Origin of the sequence: Paraburkholderia monticola (assembly GCF_001580545.1) — a bacterium.
Classification (GTDB): Bacteria; Pseudomonadota; Gammaproteobacteria; order Burkholderiales; family Burkholderiaceae; genus Paraburkholderia; species Paraburkholderia monticola.
On sequence record NZ_LRBG01000039.1, the window covers coordinates 418934 to 442226 of the forward strand.

Below are 23293 nucleotides of genomic sequence, written 5' to 3' on the forward strand. Positions count from 1 at the left end.
GTTTTACGGAATCAGGACCGCGCGGCCTTTGACCTTGCCGTGATGCAGATCCTTGAGCGCCTGGTTCGCTTCGCTCAAACGGTATTCCCGTGTCGCCAGATGGACGAGGCCACGGTCGGCGAGCGCCATCAGTTCCACGAGTTCGGGATAGGTGCCGACCAGATTGCCGACGATGGTCTTCTCGCTGGTGATCATGTCGATGGTCGGGAGCTCGATCTTTCCGCCATAACCGACGATGTAGTAGAAGCCCGCGTTGCGCGTCATCGCGAGGCCCTTGGCGACCGCGTCACCTTCGCCAACGAAATCGATGACCGCTTCAGCGCCGTTGCCGCCCGTCAGTTCGAGCACGCGCTCGACTTCATTGCCGTCGCCCTTGACCGTGTGATGCGCGCCGCACTCCTTGGCCAGCTGCAGCGCCACCTCAGAGCGGTCGACCACGATAATTTCAGCCGCGCAAAGCGCGTTGAGCACCTGGATCCCGATGTGCCCCAAGCCACCGGCGCCGATCACGACGGCGAATTGTCCGGGAAGCAAATGGCGCGATGCTTTTTTTGCCGCGCGGTACGCGGTCAAGCCGGCGTCGGTATAGGGCGCGACGTCCTTCGGTGCGAGCGATTTCGGCAACTGGATCAACGAGCGTTCGCCCGTCAACAGATATTGCGCGTAGCCGCCGTTGGCGTTGATGCCGGGAAACTGGCTCTCCGTGGCATGCATATCGTCACCACGCCGACAGGCAAGGCAATGTCCGCTCGTCACCAGGGGATGACAGATGACCGGGTCGCCCACCTTGACACTCTCCACTGCGCGCCCCACTTCTTCGACCCAGCCGGCATTTTCATGGCCCATGATGTAGGGCAATGCCACCTCGACCTTGCTGCGCCAGATGCCTTCCACGACGTGCAGATCGGTGCGGCACACTCCCGCGCCGCCGATCCGGACGATCACGTCGGTGGGCCGCACGATCTTCGGATCGTCGACCTCTTCGTAGCGCACGAATTCTTCGCGAGTCAGTGACTCGTCGTACTGATGCAGCACGGCAGCTTTCACTTTTTGTCTCCTCCGTTCATGTATTTGCACGCGGCGAGGACCGATAAGGCAATGTCCATGCCAAACGGAAACTGGCGTATCCGCAGGTCCACTGTCGCAAAATCGGACGTTTGAAGAGGCCGAGGCGCCGCAGGTTGTCTGAAAATGGGACGCGTCGGTCTTCGATGAGCGGAGCGCCTAAGCCCCCTCCACTTTGCTGCGCCGCAACCTGCGCAACACCCTGCCCGCCTCGTCCCACCCGGCACGAGCGCGAGTCCGGCGTCTATTTAGCCGGCCATTACCAGCCCCCGCTTAGCGCGCCTAAACTGACGCTACTGCGCACAACGCAAGTCGCCCGCGTTGCCGATATCGCAGACGGAGGAGACAACGCATGCCCAAGCTCATTCACACGATGATTCGGGTGCAGGATCTGTCGCGCTCGCTGGACTTCTACGGGAAAGTCTTCAATTTCACGGTCTCGCACCGGCTCGACTTCCCCGACTTCACGCTCGCCTATTTACGCAACGACGAGGCCGAGACCGAAATCGAACTGACCTGGAACAAGGGGCGTGCCGAGCCCTATTCGCATGGCGACGGCTACGGTCATGTGGCCTTCGTCGTCGACGACGCGAAGAGCGATCGACAGCGGCTTCTCGACATGGGCCTCGCACCGAACGACCTGCGCGAATTCAAAGCGGACGACGGCACGCTGATCGCCCGCTACTTCTTCATTCAGGATCCCGACGGCTACAAGATCGAAGTGCTGGAAAGGCACGGTCACTATCGCTAGCGACCGTGAGCAGGACCGCGTTTGTTCGATGCTGGCATCAGACCAACAACAGGAGACAACGATGAACCCCACGATCATTCCGATCGCTCGCGACCCGGACGCGCGCGCGGTCGATCCCGTCATGCGTATCAAGCTCACGCGGCGCGAGCTGCTCAAAGGCACGGGCGTGCTGACGGGCACGCTGGCGCTATCGTCCACGCTCGCGATGCTCGCGCCGAGCCGCGTGTGGGCGCTCGAACTTCAGGGCCTCGACACGCACCAGGGCGACGTACTGCTCGCGTTCACGCGCCAGCTCTATCCGCATGACACGCTCGACAACGCCGTCTACGCGCTCGTCGTCAAGGACCTCGACGGGAAGGCGCAGAAGGATCCCGCCGTGCGCCAGCAACTGGCCGATGGCGTCAAACAGCTCGATGCCACCGCCGGCGGCTCGGACTGGTCCAAACGCGACAGCGCGGCGCAGGCGCGCGATGTGGCCGCACTGGCAGGCACGCCTTTCTTCGCCACGGTGCGCAGTACCGCCATCGTCTCGCTGTACAGCAACCCGTTGGCATATCAGCACTTCGGCTATGGGGCATCCGAGGGCGACGGCGGCTACCTGTACAAGGGATTCAACAGCCTGTCCTGGCTGCCCAATCCGCCGGCCGATCAAAGTGGTCCGATTCCAAAAGACAGCTGAGCACAGGAGACCATCATGGATCTGAACCAGAAGCACTTCGCGCTTACCGACGCCAATGTGGTGGTGGTCATCGGCTCGGGAGCCGGCGGCGGCACGCTCGCAAACGAACTCGCACAGAAAGGCATCGACGTCGTCGTGCTCGAGGCGGGCGCCATGCACACGCAGGCCGACTATGTCACCGACGAATGGGGCTCGTTCCAGTTACTTTCGTGGCTGGACAATCGCACCACCTCGGGCACGTGGCGCGTCGCCAAGGACTTTCCGAACCTGCCCGCGTGGATCTGCAAGACGGTGGGCGGCACCTCGACGCACTGGGCCGGCGCGAGCCTGCGAATCCAGCCGCACGAATTCAAGGCGCGCACGACCTACGGCGACATTCAAGGCGCCACGCTGCTCGACTGGCCGCTCACGCGCGAGGAACTCGACCCGTACTACGACCGTGCCGAGAAGAAGCTCGGCGTCACCCGCACCAACGGGCTGCCTGGCCTTCCCGGCAACAACAATTTCAAGGTCATGTCGGCGGGCGCGATGAAGGTCGGCTACAAACAATGCAACACGGGCCACATGGCGATCAACAGCGTCGTGCGCGACGACCGCAGTCACTGCTTCCAGCGCGGCTTCTGCTTTCAGGGCTGCCGCACCGGCGCCAAGTGGTCGACGCTTTATACCGAGTTGCCGCGCGGACAAGCCACGGGCCATCTGGAACTGCGCACCCAGGCCCATGTCGTGCGGATCGAGCACGATGCGCGAGGCAGAGCGACGGGTGTCGTCTATTACGACGCGCAGGGCAAGCTGCAACGCCAGAAGGCGAGAGTCGTGGCGGTCGCGGGCAACTCGATCGAGACGCCGCGTCTGTTGCTGAACTCCCATTCAGGCAAGTTTGCCGATGGTCTCGCCAACTCCTCGGGACAGGTGGGGCGCAACTACATGCGGCATACGACGGGCTCCGTCTACGCGACGTTCGACCAGAAGGTCGACATGTACAAGGGCACCACGATGGCCGGCATCATCGAAGACGAGGCGAAGAACGATCCGAAGCGCGGCTTCGTCGGCGGGTATCACATGGAAACGGTCTCGCTCGGGCTGTCGTTCTATGCCGCGTTCCTGAATCCTGGCGCCTGGGGGCCGACGTTCACGCAGGCGATGGACCAGTACGCGAATACGGCCGGCATGTGGATCGTCGGTGAAGACATGCCGCGCGCCAACAACCGCGTGACCCTCAACGACAGCGTGAAGGACCAGTACGGCCAGCCCGTCCCGAACGTCCACTTCGACGATCATCCGAACGACGAGGCCATGCGCGAGCATGCGTTCAAGCAGGGCTCAGCGGTATACGAGGCGGTGGGGGCGAAGTCGGTGTACCGGGTGCCGCCCTATCCGTCGACGCACAACCTCGGCACCTGCCGGATGAGCGCGAAGCCCGAGGACGGCGTGTGCAACGCGCATGGACAGACGCATGACGTGCGCAACCTGTACATATCGGACGGCAGCCAGTTCACGACCGGCGCCGCCGAGAACCCGACGCTGACGATCGTCACGCTCGCGATCCGCCAGTCGGATTACATCGCGAACCAGATGAAGCGCCACGCGATCTGATGACACGCGGTTCGACTCAGTGGTGTGCCTGCTTAAAAACAGCAGAAATATTGGCAAGGAGGAGATGACGCCCGGGCATGCCGCCCTCGGGCAAACGCTCGCTTGGCATCGTCGAGGTCTATGCTTGTTGGTGCGCTGCGTCCCACGTGACGCAGCGCGCCCAGACCTCGTGACGAACATAGGAGCGAAAACCGTGGCAACGATTGACTTCGAGAATCTGCGGGAACTGTTTCCGGGCCCCGACGACATCCCCGAGAGCGCCCGCCTTGTCGAGCCGATTCATCAGCGTGTCTCGCTCATCGATGGCGAACTGAAGCCGTGGGATGGCGCCTGCAAGACCGTGCTATCGCCGGTCTGCGTGCGACAGGCATCCGGCGAGGCCGAGCAGGCCGAGATCGGCAGCTATCCGGTCATGGGGGAGACGGAGAGCGATGCCGCGCTGGACGCGGCCGTGCGCGCCTACGACCACGGCCGAGGCGAGTGGCCGACCATGACGGTCGCCCAGCGCATCGGCTGCATGCAGGATTTCATTCGTCTCATGGCGGCGAGGCGCCATGAGATCGTGAATCTGATCATGTGGGAAATCGGCAAGAGTCTCGCCGATTCGCAGAAAGAGTTCGACCGCACCATCAGCTACATGCAAGACACGATTGCGGCGCTGAAGGAGCTGGACAACAGCAATTCGCGCTTTGTCATCGCCGAGGGCACGATTGGGCAGATTCGCCGCACGCCGCTTGGCGTCGTACTGTGCATGGGGCCTTACAACTATCCGCTGAACGAAACGTTCGCCACGCTGATTCCGGCCTTGCTGATGGGCAACACCGTCGTGTTCAAGCCGCCGCAATACGGCACGCTGCTGTTCTTTCCACTGCTCGAGGCATTTCGCTCCGCTTTTCCGAAAGGCGTCATCAACACGATTTACGCGCCCGGTGCGGTCGTCGTGCCGCACATGCTCGCTTCGGGAAAGATCGACGTGCTCGCCCTGATCGGGTCGAGCAAGGTCGCGGACCATCTGAAAAAGCAGCACCCGAAGTCGCATCGGCTACGCGCCGTTCTCGGCCTCGATGCCAAAAACGCCGCCATCGTGCTGCCTGATGCCGACATCGACCTCGCGGTCAAGGAGTGCCTGCTCGGCACCTTGTCGTTCAATGGTCAACGTTGCACCGCGCTCAAGATGCTGATCGTGCACCGCTCGATCGTCGACACGTTCATTGAACGCTTTACGTCAGCGCTCAGCAAACTCAAGGTCGGCATGCCGTGGGAACAGGGTGTGTCCATTACGCCGCTGCCCGGCATGCATCGCACGGCCTACATGACTCAGGCGATCGACGATGCGAAAGAGCAAGGCGCGCAGGTCGTGAACGAAGGCGGCGGCGTGTTCTGCAAAACCCTTTTCTATCCAGCCGTGGTGTACCCCGTCAAGGAAGGCATGATGCTGTTTCGTGAGGAGCAGTTCGGGCCGATCATTCCGGTCATGGCATTCGATGACATCGAGACGCCACTCGAATATGTGATCACGTCGGACCACGGGCAGCAGGTCAGCATTTTCGGCACCGATCCAGCCCAGATCGGCGCGCTGGTCGACCCGCTCGTCAATCAGGTGTGCCGCGTCAACCTGAACAGCCAATGCCAGCGGGGTCCGGACGTCTTTCCGTTTGCCGGCCGCAAGGACTCCGCGGAAGGCACGCTCTCGGTCACCGACGCGTTGCGCGCGTTCTCGATCCGGTCGATGGTTGCCGCCAAGGAGACCGACCTGAACAAGACGCTGCTCGACTCGATGGTGACGAACCATCAGTCGAAGTTCGTGAATACCGGCTTTATCTTTTGATGTCCGGGCGAGCGTGCGATTTGCGCGTATCCGGCTCGGCGCGCGCCTGGACCGCTGCCCCCTTCCGGGGGGTGTCAGCGGCGCCGACGCGCAAAGATCACCCCGGCTCCGATCGCTACGAGCAGGGCTGCCAGCAGACCGCCGCTCAGACCACCCATCCCGCTCATACTGCGGGATTCGCTCCCCCTGGAAGCCGTCGATGCAGCGACGGGCGCGGAAGCCGCCGGCGCGACCGGCTGCGGAAGCGCCACACCGGCGGCACTGCCTTGGCGTACAAGAGAAGCCCCCGAGGTCGGCGCGGTCGCGGGCGCCTGCGATACCTCGGGCGCCGATACGACCGGGGGCGCTTCCGGATTGGGACCGACAGGCGCCATCGCGGTTTCCGAAGCCGCCATGACAGGCGCGGCCGCCTGAGGAGCCGCGGCGACCGACCGGGTCATCGTCTTCCACTGCGCAAATACGCCATCCACGCAATGCACATCGATACAGGCGTTGCGCGCCTGCCGCCACTGGCGTAGCTGCGCCGACGAAAGCTTCCCGCTGCTCAGCAAAGCCTGTTGCTGCGCGAAGATATCGTCGTACTCGTTGTTCAGGATCGCGTGATCGCAAATGACACGCTCAGCCGGCTGCTGCGTCGTTGCGCACTGAATGTCGGTTGCCCATGCCGCGCTGGAACCCAGCGCCGCCATGGCGATCAGCCCTACCCCAAGTTGTCGTGCAGGATGCACCCGTCCTCCCAGATTGTGATTGTCAAAGTTTGGGCACCACGATGAATCCGCCAGACTCGTCACCGTAGGTATCGACGCTGCCTTCCAGCAGATAACGTGCCGCCAACGCGCACAGCGCCGCGTCGACATCGTCGATCGATCTCAGAGGCGCTGTTTCGATGCCTTCCCGCGCGAGGATTGCCCGGCGCTGAGGGCCCTTTTGTTTGGCGGATGCGACGTCCGTGCCGAGGAAAGCACACGTTATCGCGTGAGGGAAAGTTTCGAAGCACACACGGCCAGTGATTCTTTTGCCGCCGCTGAAAAGCGGAAAGTGCGCGGCGAACGCGTCGTAGACGCGCTCGCCGTTGAACATCCACCCATAGAACCCGCTTTTGCTGGCCAGCGCCAATTCGCGGGCCGGTGTGGCAAACGAAAAAATTCGCCGCTGCGCGAGGGCCTTTTCGGCCACCCTGCCCGCGGCACCCGTTCGCCACCGGCACGGCGCATCGATGCCGACCGCCGCCACCTCGAATGCGCGGCACTCCTCGAGCATCTGTTCGGGAGTCGTCCCGCTCAGATTGCACACCACATCGGTGCCGCGCAGGATGACCAGATGGTTGCCCTTCCGGTCACCCCCAACATCGATGCCCGCGACCGTGCGCGGTGTCAAAGCAACGCCACCACCCTGACGTCCCCCTGCTCCGCCGACGCCACCACCTTCTCGCCGATCCGGCGGAACGTGATCGACACCGACGCATCTCCGACCCGCAGATCGCCGACTTCGAGCCAGTCGATACCTTCAGGCAGCATCGGCTGCTCGATCAGCACTTCGCGGCGCTCGGCGTCGATCGTGATGCCCAGGCACGCCTCCAGCATCATGAACGGCGAGCCTGCCGCCCACGCCTGCGGCAAACACGCGACCGGATAGGCGGTAGGCGGCTCGCCGCGGCGTCTCGGGAAGCCGCAGAACAGCTCGGGCAAACGCATGTCGAAATTGACCGCCGCCTGGAACAGCGCATCCAGCAGTTTCACGGCCGACGCCTTGCCGCCGTAACGCGACACCCCGCGCGCGCAAAGCGCGTTGTCGTGCGGCCAGACCGAGCCGTTGTGATAGGCCATCGGATTGAAGCGCGCCTGGCTCGCGGCCAGCGTGCGCACCCCCCAGCCGGTGTGGAACAGCGTCGAGTCGAGCGCGCGCACCACCGCTTCGCCGCGCTCGCGCGTGGGCAGGCCGAACGCCAGCAGATGCCCCGCGTTCGATGCCATCACGCGACACAGTTCGCCATGACCGTCGAGCGCGATGCCGTAAAAGCCGACCTCGTCCATCCAGTACTTCTCTTCGACGCAGCGGCGGATATTCCTCGCGCGCTCCGCATACTGTGCGGCCGCGTCAGCCTGGCCGCGCAGCTTCGCGAAATGGGCCATCGTGTCGAACGCGGCGCTCGCGTAGGCCTGCACTTCGACGAGCGCGATCGGACCATCGGGGAAGCGCCCGTCCGCGTGGAACACCGAGTCGTGGCTGTCCTTCCAGCCCTGATTCGCGAGACCGCCATCCGATTCGCGCTGATAGTCGAGCAGCCCGAGACGGTTCTTGTCGCAGACGCCCGCGACCCATTGCGCCGCGCGTTCGAGCGCGGGCCAGAGTTCGTCGATCAACGCGAGGTCGCCGGTGCGGGCCGCGTAGGCGCCGGCCAGCACGATGAACAGCGGCGTGGTGTCGACGCCGCCGTAATACAGCGCGAACGGCACTTCGCCGGCCGCAGCCATTTCGCCCTTGCGCATCTCGTGCATGATCTTGCCCGGCGCGGCATCGCGAAACGGCGAATTCTCGCGCGCCTGATGCTCGGCGAGAAAGCGCAGCACGCCGGCTGCGAGATGCGGTTGCAGCCACAGCGTCTGCAGCGACGTGATCACCGCGTCGCGGCCGAACGGGGTCGAAAACCACGGGATGCCCGCGTACGGATACGGACCGGTCGCGAGATCCGTCGTCAGCAGGCTGAGGTCGGCGAACGAGCGGTCGATCCACGCATTGAACAGCGGGTTGCTCGAACGCACGCGCGCGCTCGCGAGGCGTCGCTCGCGCATCACGAGATGCGCATCCACCGAGGCCGCGCGCACCGCCGCACGACCCACGCGCGGGCGCTCCGCGTCGATCTGCGACAGATGCGCCTCGCTCAGCGCATGCACCGGCTGCGACACGTCGGCGCCAAGCTTGCCGGCTATCGGCGCGACATGCACCGCCACCGACAGGTAGATCGACACGCACGCCTGCGCGGGCAGCTTGACGGTGTAGTCGGCGCGGTCCGCGGACAGCTTGTCCGGCTCCGGCGAGAACGCGATCTGCAGATTGCGCGCCACGTCGTCGAGACCGATATAGCCGAGCAGCACCTCGTGATTCTCGACACGCGCGGGCTGGACGCGGCCCCGTTTGTCGCGTTTCAGCCCACGCACTTCGAACATGTCGCGGAAATCGCTGGCAAACGAAATGGACAGCGGCACCGTCGCGTCGCTCGTGCCGTAGTTCGTGAGTTCGATGGCCTCGTTGAGCACGGTGCCCGACAGCACGCGCACGCGCTGGACGTGGATCACGCCTTCCGGCGTGCTGCTGCCACCGAGCGGCGGCAGCGGGCGGTTGGTCAGATGCGCGGTGAACGTGGCGTTGTCGCTGCTGACGGCGCCCGACAGCAGCGACGGCGCGCGGCCGCCGAAGGTCAGGCGCAGTTGCGACAGCACGCGCGTGTCGTTGACGAACAGACCGTCGTCGTGGCCGGTGATGTCGCCGAGCGGATCGTTGACGATGAAGGTGTCGCCCGACTTGAGCACGTGCTGCGCGGCGCTCGCGACGTTGAGGTTCTCCGTCGGGATGAAAATGCCGTCCTGCTCGGGCTCGCGATGATCGACGCCGCCCGAGTGGGTCAGCCCGCCGAGGGCTTCTGGCTGCTGTATCAAGGTCGCTCCTATGAATTCGCTGCTGCGTTCAGTTGCACTTCGGGTCTCGCCTCGCCCCGTCGCATCCGATTGTAGAGGCTCTGTGCGCGTGAGACGAACTAATCGCGTCGGAGTTTCGGCTTTTTTGTGCCGTTTTTTTACAGCGTTTTCGGTGGCACAGGTCGTGCAGAGGGAAGGCGCCAAACGCAAAAAACCCACGGCCTCGTGAGCCGTGGGTCTGGGAACTGCATTCAACGCGTGATGAGCGTCTCGTCGGTCCGATTACCGGTGCTATTAACGCTGCGCGGCCGGCTTGGCCTCGCGCAGCGTCTCGCCGATGAAGAGCTGCCGCGGACGGCCAATCTTCTGCTCGGGATCGGCGATCATTTCGTTCCACTGCGCGATCCAGCCGACCGTACGTGCCATCGCGAAGATACACGTGAACATCGCGGTCGGAATGCCCAGCGCGCGCTGCACGATACCCGAGTAGAAGTCGACGTTCGGGTACAGCTTGCGCGACACGAAGTATTCGTCTTCGAGCGCGATCTTTTCGAGCGCCATCGCGAGCTTGAACAGCGGGTCGTCGTGCAGGCCCAGCTCTTCGAGCACTTCGTGGCAGGTTTCGCGCATCAGCTTCGCGCGCGGATCGTAGTTCTTGTAGACGCGGTGACCGAAACCCATCAGCTTCACGCCCGAGTTCTTGTCCTTCACCTTCGCGATGAATTCGGGAATGTTGTCGACCGAGCCGATTTCTTCCAGCATGTTCAGCGCGGCTTCGTTCGCACCGCCGTGCGCCGGGCCCCACAGGCACGCGATACCCGCCGCGATACACGCGAACGGATTCGCACCCGACGAACCGGCGAGACGCACGGTCGACGTCGACGCGTTCTGCTCGTGGTCCGCGTGCAGGATCAGGATACGGTCGAGCGCGCGCACCAGCACGTCGTTGACCTCGTACTCCTCGGCCGGGTTCGCGAACATCATGCGCATGAAGTTCGCGCTGTACGACAGGTCGTTCTTCGGATACACGAACGGCTGGCCGATGGTGTACTTGTACGCCATCGCGACCAGCGTGGGCAGCTTCGCGATCATGCGGATCGCCGATATCTCGCGATGCAGCGGGTTCGTGATGTCGAGCGAGTCGTGATAGAACGCGGACAGCGCGCCGACCGCGGCGACCAGGATCGCCATGGGGTGCGCGTCGCGGCGAAAACCGCGGAAGAAGAAGTGCATCTGCTCGTGCACCATCGTGTGCTGCGTGACGGTGTTCTCGAACTCGGCCTTCTGCTGCGCGTTCGGCAGCTCGCCTTTGAGCAGCAGGTAACAGGTTTCGAGGAAATCGGCGTTTTGCGCGAGATTGTCGATCGGATAACCGCGGTACAGCAGCTCGCCCTTGTCGCCGTCGATATACGTGATTTCGGAGTTGCACGACGCCGTCGACATGAAGCCCGGATCGTACGTGAATTTGCCGGTCTGGCCGTACAGCTTGCGGATGTCGATGACGTCCGGGCCCAGCGTGCCCTGATAGATCGGCAGATCGATGGTCTGGTCGCTGTCGGAGAAGCTCAGCGTTGCGTGTGACTTCGAGTTCATCTACGTCTTCCTTTTGCTTGATACCGCATACGTGCCGGCATGCATCGCAGTCGTAAGGCGAGGCGCGAGTTTCGGCGCTCTCGACGATAGACGGGCATGCTCAGCCTCCGCTGCGCATTCTACGGGTCGGCGTGGCGTTGATTGCGTCGATTGATTGCAACAATCCATCTCTGTGGGCGCAACATTCGTTGCCGGTGCGCGGGGCCGGCGGCGCTTGCGTCCATGCCGTGCCTCCTATGCGGGCATCGCGAGCCGGATGAAAGTTGCACGAAAGACGCGACATCGGCCGCAACAATGTTTTGCTGCCAGCACACTGCGTCGGCTCGCATCCATCTGCGATACTGATTCGGTGCATTTGATGCTTGCGGCCCGCTACTCCAAGCGGGCCTTTTTGGATCACTCTGAAAAGCAGGACGAACACAAAATGACTGCCTCTCTCGAAACGCTGTTTCCGGATCACGTCCATACCGAAGACCATACGGTCACCGCACTCAACCACCAGGACATCGTCGTCGCGTTGTCGGCGGCGCTCAAGGCGCAGCAGGTCGCGGTGCTGCACATGCTGTATCCGCGCACCGACGCGCGCACCCATCGCAGTCTCGACACGCTCGTCGACGTGCTGCACGGACACGGCCTGCATGAAGTCGCGGATCTGATCGCGCAGGAAGCGCACTATCTGCTGTTCAAGGATCCGGTGAAGGCATGGAAAGTCTTCCATGAAATCCGCAACGACTCGCTCGCGATCGGCGTGCATCTGTACTACCACGGGCTCGTCGGCGAAGCGGCCGAACGCGCGCTCGACAAGGACGCGCATCGCAAGGGTTGATGCGTGCAACGGGCGATCGGCGGCCTCGCGTAGAGGCCGATCGCCATCGTCATTCGCGACGCGGGTTCAGCGCGCGTTCACCGTTTGAATGAACTCGTCGACGTAGCGATTGAACGCGGACGGATGCGCGAGGTTCATGCCGTGTGAGGCACCGCGCACCGTTTCGCGGCGCGCATCCGGCAACCATCCCTGTAACGCGGTTACCGTGCGGCGGAACATGTCGGGACTCTTCTCGCCATCGATTAGCAGCACCGGGCAGCGCACATCGGTCGCATCCTCTGGCACGTACGCGGGTAGCGGATCGCGGAACTGCCGCGCGAGCGTATGCGCGTTGTCGGTCGCCATGCGGCGAAAACCCGGCGTGCTCATCGCCCAGAAGCCAGGGCGGCTCACCGAATCGACGAATAGCTGCAACCCCGCTTCGACGTCGCCGCCTTCGATCAGCTGGGCCGCTTTCGCGCGCAATGCGTTGACCGTCTCCGGCAGGCTCGCGGGCGGACGTCCGGCGATCTGCAGCGGACCGCCGGGATCGGCGAGCGTCAGCGTGCGCACGTGCTCGGGATGACGTCGCGCGAAATGATAGGCAACGCAGCCGCCGCGCGAATGCCCGACCACATGCGCGGGCCCCGCGCCGAAACGGGCGATGAACTCCGCCACTTCGTCCGCATGGCTACTCCAGCTGAACGGCTGGTCCGCCGCGCTATCGGTCGCCGGCCAGTAATGCGTGAGACTGACCGCGACGCAGCGATAGCGCTTCGACAGCCCGGCCACCTGCGGCTGCCAGTAGCGGTAGTCGCACAGCGAGCCGTGCACGAACAGCAGCGGTTCGCCGTCGCCGACCTCGACATAGGGCATGCGCAAGCCGCTGCGGAGTTCGATGAAAGATGGCGGTGACGAAAGCGACGAAGCGGAAACAGATCGATTCACGGGTGATTGACGGGCAGCGCGGCACCGGCACGTGAACGGGCGCGAAGCCGGCAAAAAGACATTGGGAAATGAGCGTATCCGCGTCCCGGAAAATGGGACGCGATCCGTATTGTCACATAAGCCTCGGCGACGCGTCGGCCGCCCAATTGCCGCCCGGCCGCCGCTCACCGGACGCTCACCCACCGCTCACTCGGCCCAGGCTTCCTCGACCCAGCCCGCGGCGGCCGCCACGCCCGCGCCGCGCACCGCGCAGGTCAGCGGTTCGTCGGCCACATGCACATCGAGGCCGATTTCCTCGCTCAAACGCCGCCCCAGATTGCGCAGCAACGCGCCGCCGCCCGTCAGCACGATGCCCGTGTTCGCGATGTCCGTCACGAGTTCGGGGGGCGCCATTTCGAGTCCGCGCTTCACCGCGCCGATCACCTGACGCAACGGCGCCTCGATCGCCTCGGCGATATCGTGATTGCTGAGCTGCACCGTGCGCGGCAGGCCGTCGTCGGCGCTGCGGCCGGTCGCGTTCATCTGCTCGAGCGGCACGTCGTGCACGGCCGTGCCGAGGTTTCTTTTCATGTGCTCGGCGGTCTGCTCGCCGAGCAGCACGCCGTACAGATTGCGTACGTAGCTGATGATCGCCGCATCGAAATTGTCGCCGCCGACGCGCACCGAGTCGCTATACGCGGTGCCGCCGAGCGCGATCACACCAACCTCGGTGGTGCCGCCGCCGATGTCGACCACCATCGAGCCGGTCGCCTCGCGCACCGGCAACCCCGCGCCCAGCGCGGCCGCAAACGATTCACCGATCAGGCTGACTTTCCACGCACCGGCTGCTTCGGCAGCCTCCCGGATCGCGCGGCGCTCGACGTGGGTCGCCGAGCCCGGCACGCACAGCGTGAATGCCGAGCGCCGGCTGAATAGCGAGCGCGGTCGCGCCATGTCGACGAATTGCCTGATCATGTGTTCGGCGGCGGAGAAATTGGCGATGACGCCGTGGCGCATCGGCCGCACCGCTTCGAGGTTGAGCGGTGCGCGGCCGAGCAGCTGGCGCGCCTCGGCGCCGATCGCGGCAATCCGTTTCGCGCCGCTCGTGGGCTGCTTCTCGAAGCACACGACGGACGGCTGGTTCAGCACGATGCCGCCGTCGTCGGTATAGATAAGGGTGTTGGCCGTGCCGAGATCCATCGCCACGGAATGGCGGAACAGTCGCTCAAAGAGCGGGTAATGCGGCGTCGGTCTGGCCATATGCAGGCTCTGTTGTGTCGTTATCCGCCGTCTCGGGCGGTCTGGAAATGCGCCCCCGGTACCCCGAAGCCGCGCGAGACGCCCGGCTGGGCGTTGCGCGTTTCGCGCGGCGGGGGTGATTTTCAAGCTATTGCCCGTATTACGGCAAGCCCGCCAGAATCTTTAGTGCCACTTTCTTTCGCGCGTGTATCAATCGCGCGACACCGCGCCCAGCGCGCGTTCCAGCGCGGCACGGCCGAGCGCGACGCCGTCGGCGGTGATCGTGTGGCCGACCCCGGGCAGCATGTAGGCGTCGACCGGATAGCCGGCCTCGCTGAGGGCATGGGCCGCGGTTTCGAGTTCACGCACCGGGATCACGTCGTCGTCCTCGCCGTGGATCAGCGTGAGCGGCGTCGCGCGGTTCGCGGACACGATCGGCGATGCCAGTCGCCCCGAATACGCGACGACGCCCGCGGCGCCGTCGGCGCTCGACGCAACGTGGTGCAGCGCCATGATCGAACCTTGCGAGAAGCCGACGAGTGCAAGCTTGTCGAAAGACAACTGCCAATGCGCGAGCTCGGCGTCGAGCACACGGCGCAGCGCCGGATAGCCGGCGGCGACACGCGCCTCGCGGTTCGCCTCGTTGACGTCGCGCAGGCTGAACCACTGGCGCCCGCCGAAGCCGCCGTCGAACGGATCGGTGCCGTCGAGCGAAACGAATGCCGCGCCGGGCAGATCCTCGCTCCAGATGTCCGCGAGCGGCATCAGATCGCGCGCGTTGCTGCCGACGCCGTGCATCAGCACGACGAGGCTCGTTGCGGGCGCATCTTGCGGTGCGCGTTGCGGCGCGCGGCGCCAACCGTGTTCGAATTGTTGCCAGCTCATGGTGGTGTCCTTTTTTCCGTGGGTTTGCGTTTCTTGCCTGAATGACTCAGCCTCAGCCGCGAGCATACGCCGCGTGCCGTGTCGGTGTCGCCGGACGGCGCAGCGGCTGCGCCCGTGGCCGACGTCGGCAAGCGAATGCAGGTATGCTTTTGCGGATCGACGGCCCCGCCCCCGGAGAACACCGTTTGAGCCAGCCCAACGCCACGCCCGCTGCCGCGTCGCCGCCCGCACCACCCCCGCCACTCGAAGGCGGCCGGCTGATCCTCGCCACGATCGCGGTCGCGCTCGCCACCTTCATGAACGTTCTGGATACGTCGATCGCGAACGTCGCGATTCCGACGATCTCCGGCAACCTCGGCGTCTCGGTCGATGAAGGCACGTGGGTGATCACCGTATTCGCGGCCTCCAATGCGGTGGCGATTCCGCTGACCGGCTGGCTCACGCAGCGCATCGGCCAGGTGAAGCTGTTCGTCGGCGCGATCCTCGCGTTCACGCTCGCGTCATGGCTGTGCGGCATTGCGCCGACGCTGCCGATCCTGCTGCTCGCGCGAGTGTTCCAGGGCGCGGTGGCGGGCCCGCTGATTCCGCTCTCGCAAGCGATCCTGCTCGGCTCGTATCCGAAAGAGAAGTCGTCGACGGCGCTCGCGCTGTGGGCGATGACCGCCACCGTCGGCCCGATCGCGGGCCCGGCGCTCGGCGGCTGGATCACCGATAGTTACAGCTGGTCGTGGATCTTCTACATCAACATCCCGGTCGGCCTGTTCGCGGCCGGCGTCACGTGGATGATCTATCGCACCCGCGAATCGCCGACGCGCAAGCCGCCGATCGACGTGGTCGGGCTCGGTCTGCTGATCACCTGGGTCGCGTCGCTGCAAATCATGCTCGACAAGGGCAAGGACCTCGACTGGTTCTCGTCGCCGGTGATCACGATTCTCGGCCTCGTCGCGCTGGTCAGCTTTGCGTTTTTCCTCGTGTGGGAGTTGACCGAGGAGCATCCGATCGTCGATCTGCGCCTGTTTCAGCAGCGCAACTTCCTCGGCGGCACGATCGCGATTTCGATTGCGTACGGCGTGTTCTTCGGCAACCTCGTGCTGCTGCCGCAATGGATGCAGGAGTATCTGAACTACCGCTCGGTCGACGCCGGTCTCGTCACCGCGCCGCTCGGCATCTTCGCGATCATTCTGGCGCCGGTGCTCGGCCGCGTGCTGCCGCACTCGGACGCGCGCATAATCGCGACGCTCGCGTTCGTCGGCTTCGCGATCGTGTTCTACATGCGCTCGAAGTACGTGATCGAAATCGACACGTGGCACCTCGTGCTGCCGACGCTGCTGCAAGGCATTCCGATGGCGCTGTTCTTCGTGCCGCTGACGGCGATCATCCTGTCCGGCCAGCCGCAGAACCGGATTCCAGCGGCGGCGGGCCTGTCGAATTTCGCGCGGGTGTTCTGCGGTGCGGTCGGCACGTCGATCGCGGGGACCGCCTGGAACAACCGCACGATCCTGCACCATTCGCGGCTGACCGAGCAGGCGTCGGTCAACAACCCGTTGTTCGCGCAGCAGATCGACACGACGCAATCGCTGCTGCATCTGAATCAGCAATCGGCGAATGCGCTGTTCGATTTCACCGTCAACACCCAGGCCGCGATGATGGGCCTGAACGACGTCTTCTATGTCTCGGCGATCATCTTTCTGCTGATCATTCCGCTGATCTGGATCACGCGACCGGCCAAGGGTGGCGGCGGGCCGGATGCGGCGGGCGCGCACTGAGGTTTTGTTTTCGCGCGAGGCCGGCGCTCGCGCGTTGGCCACGGCACGGCGTCAACGGAAATAGCGCGCGGGGGTGTCGCCGAACGCATCGCGAAACACCGCGATAAACGACGACACGTCGCTGTAGCCGACTTCGAGCGCCACCTGCGTGACACTCTCGCCGGCGCCGAGATGTTCGAGCGCGGCCAGCAGACGCAGCTGCTGACGCCATTGACCGAAGGTCTGCCCGGTTTCCTTCGCGAACAGCCGCGCGGCCGTGCGCGCGGTCACGCCAGCTGCCGCGGCGAGCTCCTCGAGTACCAGCGATTGCGCGGGATTCGCGCTGAGCGCGTCGGCGATGCGCTGCGCGCGCGGGTCGTCCGGCCAGTTCAGGCCGAGCGGCGCGGCGGGCAGGCCGGCGACGCGATCCAGCAATACCTGAAGCAGACGGCGGGCGGGTTCGTCGGGCGGATGGCCGTGCGGCAGTTTGGCGGCGGCGGCGAGCAGCGCCTGCACCAGCGTGTCCGGGATCAGCGCGCCGGTCTGCATGGGCAGCGGCGTGGCGTCGGGGGCGGGGTCTGCGGCGGAACCTGTCGCGGCATCGATCGCGACGTAGAGCGAATACAACTGCACGGGCTGCGTCGCGTGCAGACAGTGCAGCGTATTCGCGACGATCCACAACGCGCGGCCAGGCGGCACGACCCAGCGGCCGGCTTTGGTGCGCACGGTCAGCACGCCCTCACCGACGTGGATCAGCCGGGCGCGCCGATCCGCGCGCCACGGCTCGTCCAGCGCCGCATGGCGCTCGCCGACCACGAAAACCGCTTGCTCGATGCCGTCCGGATCGAAGGCTTCCGTCATGGTGTTTGCTCTCGCGCGGGACGTCCGCGAAGGGAGCAAGATTAGCACGCGAGCGGGGCGAGGCTATGGGGCCGCTTGATCTGGATCGGCGAGCCTGGCGCACCAGGCCCGAGACGTTGCTTAGCGTGCCCGTCTCGCCAACTCAGATTGCTTTCAAGCAAGACCGGTGACTCACAAAACCTCGAACACGCTATACACGGGCCCGCTTTCGAAGCGGTGCCCCGTTCCCACGGCAATGATGCGGTTGAGCCATTCGTATCGACCGGCCGGCGCTTCGAAAATCGGGGCGATGCGAAAGTAATAGCTGGCTGGATCGATCACCTGTCCTCTTTCGAGTCGCTCTATCAGCTCGGCGGGACCGTGTCGAACACCACGGTAGGACATCGCGATGGTCACGTCATCATCGCTCTTGAGCAGCAGACGCACGTCGAGCGTCGTGCTGCCGTCGTCCCGAACGGTTTGCCAGTCACTGCCGCCGTCCAGTACCGTTCCGGACAATCGTTCACCCGCGAATGTCCCTGAAGGAACGATGCCGACCCGGCGAAACGGGCCCGGCGTCTGGCCGACCACCACGATCGGCTTGACGTCGAGCCTCATGACGAACAGCGGTTGCGTCGCGATGGTTTTCAGCGGCACAGGAAGGGTCTCGAACACCGAATCGGGCATGGGGCACCTCGTAAATGACGATATGACAGGATCGAACCGTGTTGAATCCGTTCACCGGTTGACGGGAACAGTGCATCTCAGGACGCCGTTTTTCCGCCGTTGACTCTCAGAATCTCGCCGGTGATGAAACCCGCCTTCGCGGACGCGATGAATACGATCGCGTCCGCGATTTCTTCCGGCGCCCCTGCCCGCTTGAGCGGCACGCTCGCGAGAAACGCGGTTTTGCGCTCCTCGTTGCCGGTCAGTCGCGCCAGCATGGCGGTCTCCACCGGACCCGGAGCGATGGCATTGACGCGCACGCCCGCGGCGGCACCTTCGATCGCTGCGGACTTGGTCAGCCCTTCCACTGCGTGCTTGCTTGCCGCATAGAGCGAGACGTTGGGCGCGCCGCGCGAACCCATGGTCGACGAGATGTTGACGATGCTGCCGCTACCCTGCGCGAGCATCACGTGCATCTCGTGTTTCATGCTGAGCATGGTGCCCAGCACATTTGTGTCGAAGACGGCCGCATAGCGCTCGGGCGTCAGTTCCGTGACGGGCCCCGGCTCTCCCTCGGTACCCGCCGCGTTGACCGCCACGTCGAGCCTGCCGAACCGGGCGACAGTGCGCTGGACGAGTTGACGGACCGAATCTTCGAAACGGACGTCGGCGTGAACGAACTCCGCCTCCGATCCGAGCGCGCGAAGTTCAGCGGCCAGTTGCTCACCTTCTTCAGCACGTCGCCCGGACACGACGATACGCGCTTGCTCGTGGGCAAAGGCCAGCGCGGCGGCACGGCCGATACCAGTCAGCGCGCCGGTGATCAGAACGACAGGATGCAAGGACATAGGCTTTCTCCAGTGAGCGGCGCGTCGAAACCTGATTTTGCGGCGACGGCAGCGACAGGTCTGATACTAAAGCGAGCGCCATTGAAGATAAACGTGCGGCGATTCCGAACATTCTGGACATCAACGTCCGAAATCGCACGCCGCATGAACGGCCAGCGTCAGACCCGCAAGTTCTGGCTGATGTAGTCGATGAACACCCGCAGCTTCGGCGAGGCGTAGCGGCTCGCGGGCCACAGGATCCAGAAGGTCACAGTCTCGTCGATATAGTCACCGAGCACGATCCGCAAGGCACCCCTCGAGAGCGCATCGCGCACGATGAAGGTCGGCAGGAACGCGAGCCCCTTGTCCTGAAGCGCGAGGAAAGCCAGCACTTCGATGGTGTTAGCCGAGAACGTCTGAGGCAATTCCGGCTCGGCTTCGGACGCTGCAAGCCGGAATGGCCAGCGTTCGATCTTGCCCGTGGCGGGAAATTTATGGAGCAGGCAGGCGTGAGCGCGAAGCTCGGAGGGATGCGCGGGTGTGCCGTGCCGCTCGAGGTAGCCGGGCGAGCCGACGAGTACCTGCCCGCACGAACCCAATCGACGCGACACCAGCCGCGAGTCGTGCTGTTCGCCGGTACGAATGACGGCATCGAAGCCCTCTTCGATGATGTCCACCATCCGATCCGACAAATCGACGTCGAGTTCGATGTCCGGGTACTGCGCCATAAAGCCGTCCAGCGCCGGCATGATGAGCCCCGACAACTGCGGCGTGCTGATCCGCAGCCGGCCGCGCGGGCTCCCCGCGGCATCGGAGAGTTCGGCTTCGGCTGCCTCGATTTCCCCAAGAATGCGGCGGCATCGGTCGAGAAACAGTGCGCCCTCCGCGGTCAGCGTCATACTGCGCGTGCTCCGATGAAAAAGCCGCACGCCGAGTCGCTCTTCCATCCGCGCAATGCTCTTGCCGACCGCCGACGACGAGAGTCCGAGTTGACGTCCCGTCTCGGTAAAGCTACGTGTATCCGCGACCTGTACGAATAGAGAAATACCGCCAAAGCTATCCATCGGCATTTCCCGGGTCTGTGGGTCTGTGGCCCTGTGGGTGGACTAGTTCGCCGCAACCGTGGGTGCAGGACCGAGGTCGACGCGACACTTTCAATTTAGGACATTTCTGTCCGATATATTCGGAATCTGAGCCCATTTTTCTTCTTTGGATCGATTCCTACACTCTCTTCAAGTCTGAACCCGCAGTCGATTTGCCATCGACAGCCCCTTGAGCCCGAGAGAGAGTCATGTCCAAACTTCATTCACCCATCCAGGTCGGTCCTTTCGAATTTTCACATCGCGTCGTGCTGGCGCCGCTCACCCGCATGCGCGCCGAGGAAGGCGCGCGACCCGGCCCGTTGATGGCCGAATACTATGCGCAGCGCACCTCGCCAGGCGGGTTCCTCATCAGCGAAGCCACGATCGCGGCGTCCAACGGAAATGGTTACCTCGGCGCGCCCGGACTTTACGACGACAGTCAGATCGAAGGCTGGAAGCGGGTTACCGACGCCGTGCACGCCAAGGGCGGTCGCATCTTCCTCCAGCTGTATCACGCGGGACGTCAGTCACACAGCCAGTTACAGCCCGATGGCGGGCAGCCGGTCGCCCCTTCCGCCGTGCCGCACGGTGGCGTGGCCTACACGGAAGCAGGCTGGATCCCCAACACACCGAGCCGCGCGCTGACGTTGCCCGAGATCGCCGGTCTCGTCGAGAGCTTTCGCCGCGCCGCACTGCGCGGCAAAGAGGCCGGCTTCGATGGCGTCGAACTGCACGCAGCCAACGGCTATCTGTTCGATCAGTTCCTGCAGGACGGCAGCAACAAGCGCTCGGACATCTATGGCGGCTCATTCGAAAATCGCGCGCGTTTCCTGATCGAAGTGACTGAAGCCGTCATCTCGGTGTGGGGCAGCGACCGCGTCGCCGTACGCCTCGGCCCGAGCGGCAGTTGGGGCGACATGTCCGATAGTGACCCGGAAGGCCTGTTCACGTTCGTGGCCGAGAAACTCGATGCGATGAACCTCGCCTATGTCCATCTGATCGAACCGCGCGTGCTTGGCAACGTCGATGACGATTCGAAAGACCCGAATCCCGTCGCCGCGCAGCTGATTCGCCGGCACTATCACGGCGTGATCATTGCCGCGGGCGGGTTCAAGCGCGAGACGGCGGAAGCCATCCTGCAAGCGGGCCACGCCGATCTCGTTGCCTTCGGCCGCGACTTCATCGCCAACCCGGATCTGCCCGAACGGCTGCGCAAGGGTTTGCCGCTCAATCCGTACGATCGCCCGACCTTCTTCGGTGGTACGGAAATCGGCTATACGGACTATCCGTTTTTCCGTGCGACGTCCGCGCGAACCCATGCAGCTGGACGGCCGCAATACGAGCATCGTCGGTGATCCTGCGCAGGTGGACGACCCGCTGCGATCGCGGGTCGACGAAGCCGACATCGACGGCTTCAATCCCGACCCGTTGAGGGTATTCGCGTTCGCGCCAGTTTCGATAGAGGGAGAGCGGCTTCTCGTCGCAAGTGGATCAAGCCAGGCGCGACCGCATTCACGTGCATATCCGGGGTTGTGCGCCCCTGGATCTATCGATGTAGGAGGCCACATGGGCGAATTCACACGCTCAAACAAAAGCGTCAAACCAGGTTTTTGACGCATCGCGTCATGAAGCATGAACTTCGACGCGGTGGCTAATCAGTGACTGCCAACAGCCACTCATCGACCATCCGGCGCTGAGGGTGACTTAGCATGCGTCGCCCTGGCGAGTGAGACATCGAATCGCGTTCCAGGCAAAACGCTGGCTGCTCGAAACACACCAAGGAGCGGTGGACGTGGCGCACTTGCCCAGCTACCTCAACGAGTTCGTGTTCCGCTTCAACCGCCGACGTTCCCGTAGCCCCAGGCTGCTGTTTTACAGGGTTCTGGAACTCGCCGTGGCCCATGACCCCGTGCGCTACCAGGATCTGACGCAAGAAAGGTCCCAAGGCCATGCCGCCCACGCCGCAGCGAAAACGCGGACATCCTCCCAGTCTCGAGCGCCCTCGGCGGAACCGGCCGTGGCGACAGTCTGACTCCGGTTAAATGGACACCTCGGACGTCGCTTATCCCGGCGACTTCCCCTACTGTGGCCTGTCTTCCGGGTCGCAGCAGAACGGTCCGCGTCCCTCGTGTATCCCCAGCAGCAGAGTTGTGGCGTCCAATCCCCGGCGGGTGAATCGAGCACCTTCAACCACACATTCGGGCCACCGTTGAGCGGCTCAAAAAGTGGACTGCTCCTTGGAAAGCGTGGTGTCGTGCCAGGGAATTCCCTGGCCGCCTTGAATTCACCCCTACCTCGACCTATGATTCGACATAGAACGATCTTGTATAGAATCATGCTTACACAGATCATCTGATTGCGGTCAATAAAATGTGGCGACTGACCGGACGATACCAGGTGTGACGCACAAACGTTCCACGAGGCGCCAACGCTCAATGAGCGCTGGAGTGTACCCGGATGTCTGGCAAAAACGCTGGATCGGGGACCGAAGGTGAAGGAGCAGGAAATGACCAGTGACGTAGTTTCTTTGCGAAGCTTGATTGACAAATGGCTGGCCCCGACACGGGCCTCGTCGATCCGCCTGACCCGATGCCGGTATTCGACCCGCGAACCTATGCGATGCGTACGTGCGGAGTCTCTCGGCGCTCCAATGCCCCTTGCAATCTTCTTTTTCCGGCACCACGACGGATCGTGGTGTGTGTTTCCTCCTTCTTCGGCGCGGCCGACGATGCGAGCGTCCTGAAGGCCGAATAAGGAGCGTCGGCGTACTCGCCGGCACTGAAGGGGAATAGCGATGGACATCGAAAAGATTGCGAGTGATTCCGGCATGCTGGTCGTGCTCGATGGGCGAATCGGGCGTGAAGAGTACAAGAGCGTGCACGGCTCCCTGCAGGCGCTTCAGCGCTTCGCCAACGGCGTTCGCGAGCTGGTTGCAAGCGAAACATGCGCCGCCCGAATTGAACTGAACCTCGAACGCTTGCTTTGATAACTCCGGCCGTTGATGCTGCAGTTGCTGCGGAACAGTCTGTGTTCGGCCTTTACGAATGCGGCGGACAGGAAAAGTAGGCTGCTTCCCTCTTTATTTCCTTACTCTGCCGTTATCAGCGACCATCGTCAGACTGTTCTATGG

Annotated in this window: 20 protein-coding genes and 1 pseudogene; 9 read left to right on the plus strand and 12 right to left on the minus strand. The window is 63.9% G+C overall.

All coding sequences use genetic code 11. The features are described from left to right. Positions 1-3 precede the first annotated feature (3 nt). Entirely contained in the window at positions 4-1047 is a 1044-nt protein-coding gene (locus tag CI15_RS32955; protein ID WP_062137278.1) for an NAD(P)-dependent alcohol dehydrogenase, read from the minus strand. 370 nt (positions 1048-1417) lie between these two features. On the opposite strand from CI15_RS32955, the gene CI15_RS32960 reads away from it, so the two are divergent. The 4 genes from CI15_RS32960 (at position 1418) to CI15_RS32975 (ending at position 5919) form a co-directional block, all read left to right on the plus strand. Next, positions 1418-1816, plus strand: coding sequence for a VOC family protein (locus tag CI15_RS32960; RefSeq protein WP_062137281.1), 399 nt, complete (start codon positions 1418-1420; stop codon positions 1814-1816). A 61-nt stretch (positions 1817-1877) separates the two neighbouring features. Further along, a complete protein-coding gene (locus tag CI15_RS32965; protein WP_062137285.1) occupies positions 1878-2495 on the plus strand; it encodes a twin-arginine translocation signal domain-containing protein in 618 nt (205 codons plus the stop codon). Between the two features lie 15 nt (positions 2496-2510). After that, positions 2511-4091, plus strand: coding sequence for a GMC family oxidoreductase (locus CI15_RS32970; protein WP_062137287.1), 1581 nt, complete (start codon positions 2511-2513; stop codon positions 4089-4091). A 193-nt stretch (positions 4092-4284) separates the two neighbouring features. Beyond that, the gene (locus tag CI15_RS32975) at positions 4285-5919 is read left to right on the plus strand and encodes an NADP-dependent glyceraldehyde-3-phosphate dehydrogenase (protein WP_062137290.1); all 1635 of its coding nucleotides are present in this window, start codon (positions 4285-4287) and stop codon (positions 5917-5919) included. Positions 5920-5993: 74 nt separating this feature from the next. Here the strand turns inward: CI15_RS32975 and CI15_RS32980 are convergent, their stop codons facing one another. The 4 genes from CI15_RS32980 to gltA all read right to left on the minus strand — a co-directional run bounded on the left by CI15_RS32980 (position 5994) and on the right by gltA (position 11147). Beyond that, on the minus strand, positions 5994-6608 hold the full coding sequence (locus tag CI15_RS32980; protein ID WP_062137293.1) for a lysozyme inhibitor LprI family protein: 615 nt from the start codon (positions 6606-6608) through the stop codon (positions 5994-5996). Positions 6609-6669: 61 nt separating this feature from the next. Next, positions 6670-7296 carry a DUF429 domain-containing protein gene (locus CI15_RS32985; RefSeq protein ID WP_062137296.1) on the minus strand — a complete coding sequence of 209 codons (627 nt, stop codon included), beginning with the start codon at positions 7294-7296 and terminating at the stop codon, positions 6670-6672. Continuing rightward, complete coding sequence (locus CI15_RS32990) at positions 7293-9572, minus strand: amylo-alpha-1,6-glucosidase (protein ID WP_062138391.1); 2280 nt, start codon at positions 9570-9572, stop codon at positions 7293-7295. The genes CI15_RS32985 and CI15_RS32990 overlap by 4 nt, the downstream gene beginning before the upstream one ends. Before the next feature lie 276 nt (positions 9573-9848). Continuing rightward, positions 9849-11147: a citrate synthase gene (gene gltA, locus CI15_RS32995; RefSeq protein WP_062137300.1), complete on the minus strand. Its 1299-nt coding sequence runs from the start codon at positions 11145-11147 to the stop codon at positions 9849-9851. A 424-nt stretch (positions 11148-11571) separates the two neighbouring features. Here gltA and CI15_RS33000 point away from each other — a divergent pair, with 424 nt between their 5' ends. Then, positions 11572-11973, plus strand: coding sequence for a hypothetical protein (locus CI15_RS33000; RefSeq protein ID WP_062137303.1), 402 nt, complete (start codon positions 11572-11574; stop codon positions 11971-11973). Positions 11974-12039: 66 nt separating this feature from the next. Here the strand turns inward: CI15_RS33000 and CI15_RS33005 are convergent, their stop codons facing one another. The 3 genes from CI15_RS33005 to CI15_RS33015 form a co-directional block, all read right to left on the minus strand. After that, positions 12040-12900: an alpha/beta fold hydrolase gene (locus CI15_RS33005; RefSeq protein WP_174543283.1), complete on the minus strand. Its 861-nt coding sequence runs from the start codon at positions 12898-12900 to the stop codon at positions 12040-12042. A gap of 186 nt (positions 12901-13086) precedes the next feature. Then, on the minus strand, positions 13087-14139 hold the full coding sequence (gene mreB, locus CI15_RS33010) for a rod shape-determining protein (RefSeq protein ID WP_062137308.1): 1053 nt from the start codon (positions 14137-14139) through the stop codon (positions 13087-13089). A 189-nt stretch (positions 14140-14328) separates the two neighbouring features. Next, entirely contained in the window at positions 14329-15003 is a 675-nt protein-coding gene (locus tag CI15_RS33015; protein ID WP_062137311.1) for an alpha/beta hydrolase, read from the minus strand. Between the two features lie 185 nt (positions 15004-15188). On the opposite strand from CI15_RS33015, the gene CI15_RS33020 reads away from it, so the two are divergent. Next, complete coding sequence (locus tag CI15_RS33020) at positions 15189-16769, plus strand: DHA2 family efflux MFS transporter permease subunit (RefSeq protein ID WP_062137314.1); 1581 nt, start codon at positions 15189-15191, stop codon at positions 16767-16769. Between the two features lie 51 nt (positions 16770-16820). Here the strand turns inward: CI15_RS33020 and CI15_RS33025 are convergent, their stop codons facing one another. From CI15_RS33025 to CI15_RS33040, 4 genes are all read right to left on the minus strand, one after another. After that, positions 16821-17609, minus strand: a complete 789-nt coding sequence (locus tag CI15_RS33025) for an AraC family transcriptional regulator (RefSeq protein ID WP_062137317.1) — start codon at positions 17607-17609, stop codon at positions 16821-16823. A gap of 171 nt (positions 17610-17780) precedes the next feature. Beyond that, positions 17781-18275 carry a DUF3237 domain-containing protein gene (locus CI15_RS33030; protein ID WP_062137320.1) on the minus strand — a complete coding sequence of 165 codons (495 nt, stop codon included), beginning with the start codon at positions 18273-18275 and terminating at the stop codon, positions 17781-17783. A gap of 77 nt (positions 18276-18352) precedes the next feature. Then, entirely contained in the window at positions 18353-19102 is a 750-nt protein-coding gene (locus tag CI15_RS33035; RefSeq protein WP_062137323.1) for an SDR family NAD(P)-dependent oxidoreductase, read from the minus strand. Between the two features lie 158 nt (positions 19103-19260). Next, positions 19261-20145 (minus strand): LysR family transcriptional regulator, encoded by an 885-nt coding sequence (locus tag CI15_RS33040; RefSeq protein ID WP_062137324.1) that lies wholly within the window; start codon positions 20143-20145, stop codon positions 19261-19263. Positions 20146-20372: 227 nt separating this feature from the next. Between CI15_RS33040 and CI15_RS33045 the strand changes: the two genes are divergently transcribed. The 3 genes and pseudogenes from CI15_RS33045 to CI15_RS33055 all read left to right on the plus strand — a co-directional run bounded on the left by CI15_RS33045 (position 20373) and on the right by CI15_RS33055 (position 23149). After that, positions 20373-21518: an alkene reductase gene (locus tag CI15_RS33045; RefSeq protein WP_062137327.1), complete on the plus strand. Its 1146-nt coding sequence runs from the start codon at positions 20373-20375 to the stop codon at positions 21516-21518. Positions 21519-21895: 377 nt separating this feature from the next. After that, positions 21896-22123 (plus strand): annotated as a pseudogene (locus CI15_RS37425) (hypothetical protein); the annotation flags it as partial. Between the two features lie 834 nt (positions 22124-22957). Continuing rightward, the gene (locus tag CI15_RS33055) at positions 22958-23149 is read left to right on the plus strand and encodes a hypothetical protein (protein WP_062137334.1); all 192 of its coding nucleotides are present in this window, start codon (positions 22958-22960) and stop codon (positions 23147-23149) included. Positions 23150-23293: the final 144 nt, after the last annotated feature.

What these genes read in the sequence shown, in the direction of transcription:
- gltA (WP_062137300.1), bottom strand. Translation starts at nt 11,147, where the DNA reads ATGAACTCGAAGTCACACGCAACGCTGAGCTTCTCCGACAGCGACCAG.
- CI15_RS32980 (WP_062137293.1), bottom strand. Translation starts at nt 6,608, where the DNA reads ATGGCGGCGCTGGGTTCCAGCGCGGCATGGGCAACCGACATTCAGTGC.
- mreB (WP_062137308.1), bottom strand. Translation starts at nt 14,139, where the DNA reads ATGGCCAGACCGACGCCGCATTACCCGCTCTTTGAGCGACTGTTCCGC.
- CI15_RS32965 (WP_062137285.1), top strand. Translation starts at nt 1,878, where the DNA reads ATGAACCCCACGATCATTCCGATCGCTCGCGACCCGGACGCGCGCGCG.
- CI15_RS33040 (WP_062137324.1), bottom strand. Translation starts at nt 20,145, where the DNA reads ATGGATAGCTTTGGCGGTATTTCTCTATTCGTACAGGTCGCGGATACA.
- CI15_RS32970 (WP_062137287.1), top strand. Translation starts at nt 2,511, where the DNA reads ATGGATCTGAACCAGAAGCACTTCGCGCTTACCGACGCCAATGTGGTG.
- CI15_RS33030 (WP_062137320.1), bottom strand. Translation starts at nt 18,275, where the DNA reads ATGCCCGATTCGGTGTTCGAGACCCTTCCTGTGCCGCTGAAAACCATC.
- CI15_RS33035 (WP_062137323.1), bottom strand. Translation starts at nt 19,102, where the DNA reads ATGTCCTTGCATCCTGTCGTTCTGATCACCGGCGCGCTGACTGGTATC.
- CI15_RS32960 (WP_062137281.1), top strand. Translation starts at nt 1,418, where the DNA reads ATGCCCAAGCTCATTCACACGATGATTCGGGTGCAGGATCTGTCGCGC.
- CI15_RS33025 (WP_062137317.1), bottom strand. Translation starts at nt 17,609, where the DNA reads ATGACGGAAGCCTTCGATCCGGACGGCATCGAGCAAGCGGTTTTCGTG.
- CI15_RS33000 (WP_062137303.1), top strand. Translation starts at nt 11,572, where the DNA reads ATGACTGCCTCTCTCGAAACGCTGTTTCCGGATCACGTCCATACCGAA.
- CI15_RS33015 (WP_062137311.1), bottom strand. Translation starts at nt 15,003, where the DNA reads ATGAGCTGGCAACAATTCGAACACGGTTGGCGCCGCGCGCCGCAACGC.
- CI15_RS33045 (WP_062137327.1), top strand. Translation starts at nt 20,373, where the DNA reads ATGTCCAAACTTCATTCACCCATCCAGGTCGGTCCTTTCGAATTTTCA.
- CI15_RS33055 (WP_062137334.1), top strand. Translation starts at nt 22,958, where the DNA reads ATGGACATCGAAAAGATTGCGAGTGATTCCGGCATGCTGGTCGTGCTC.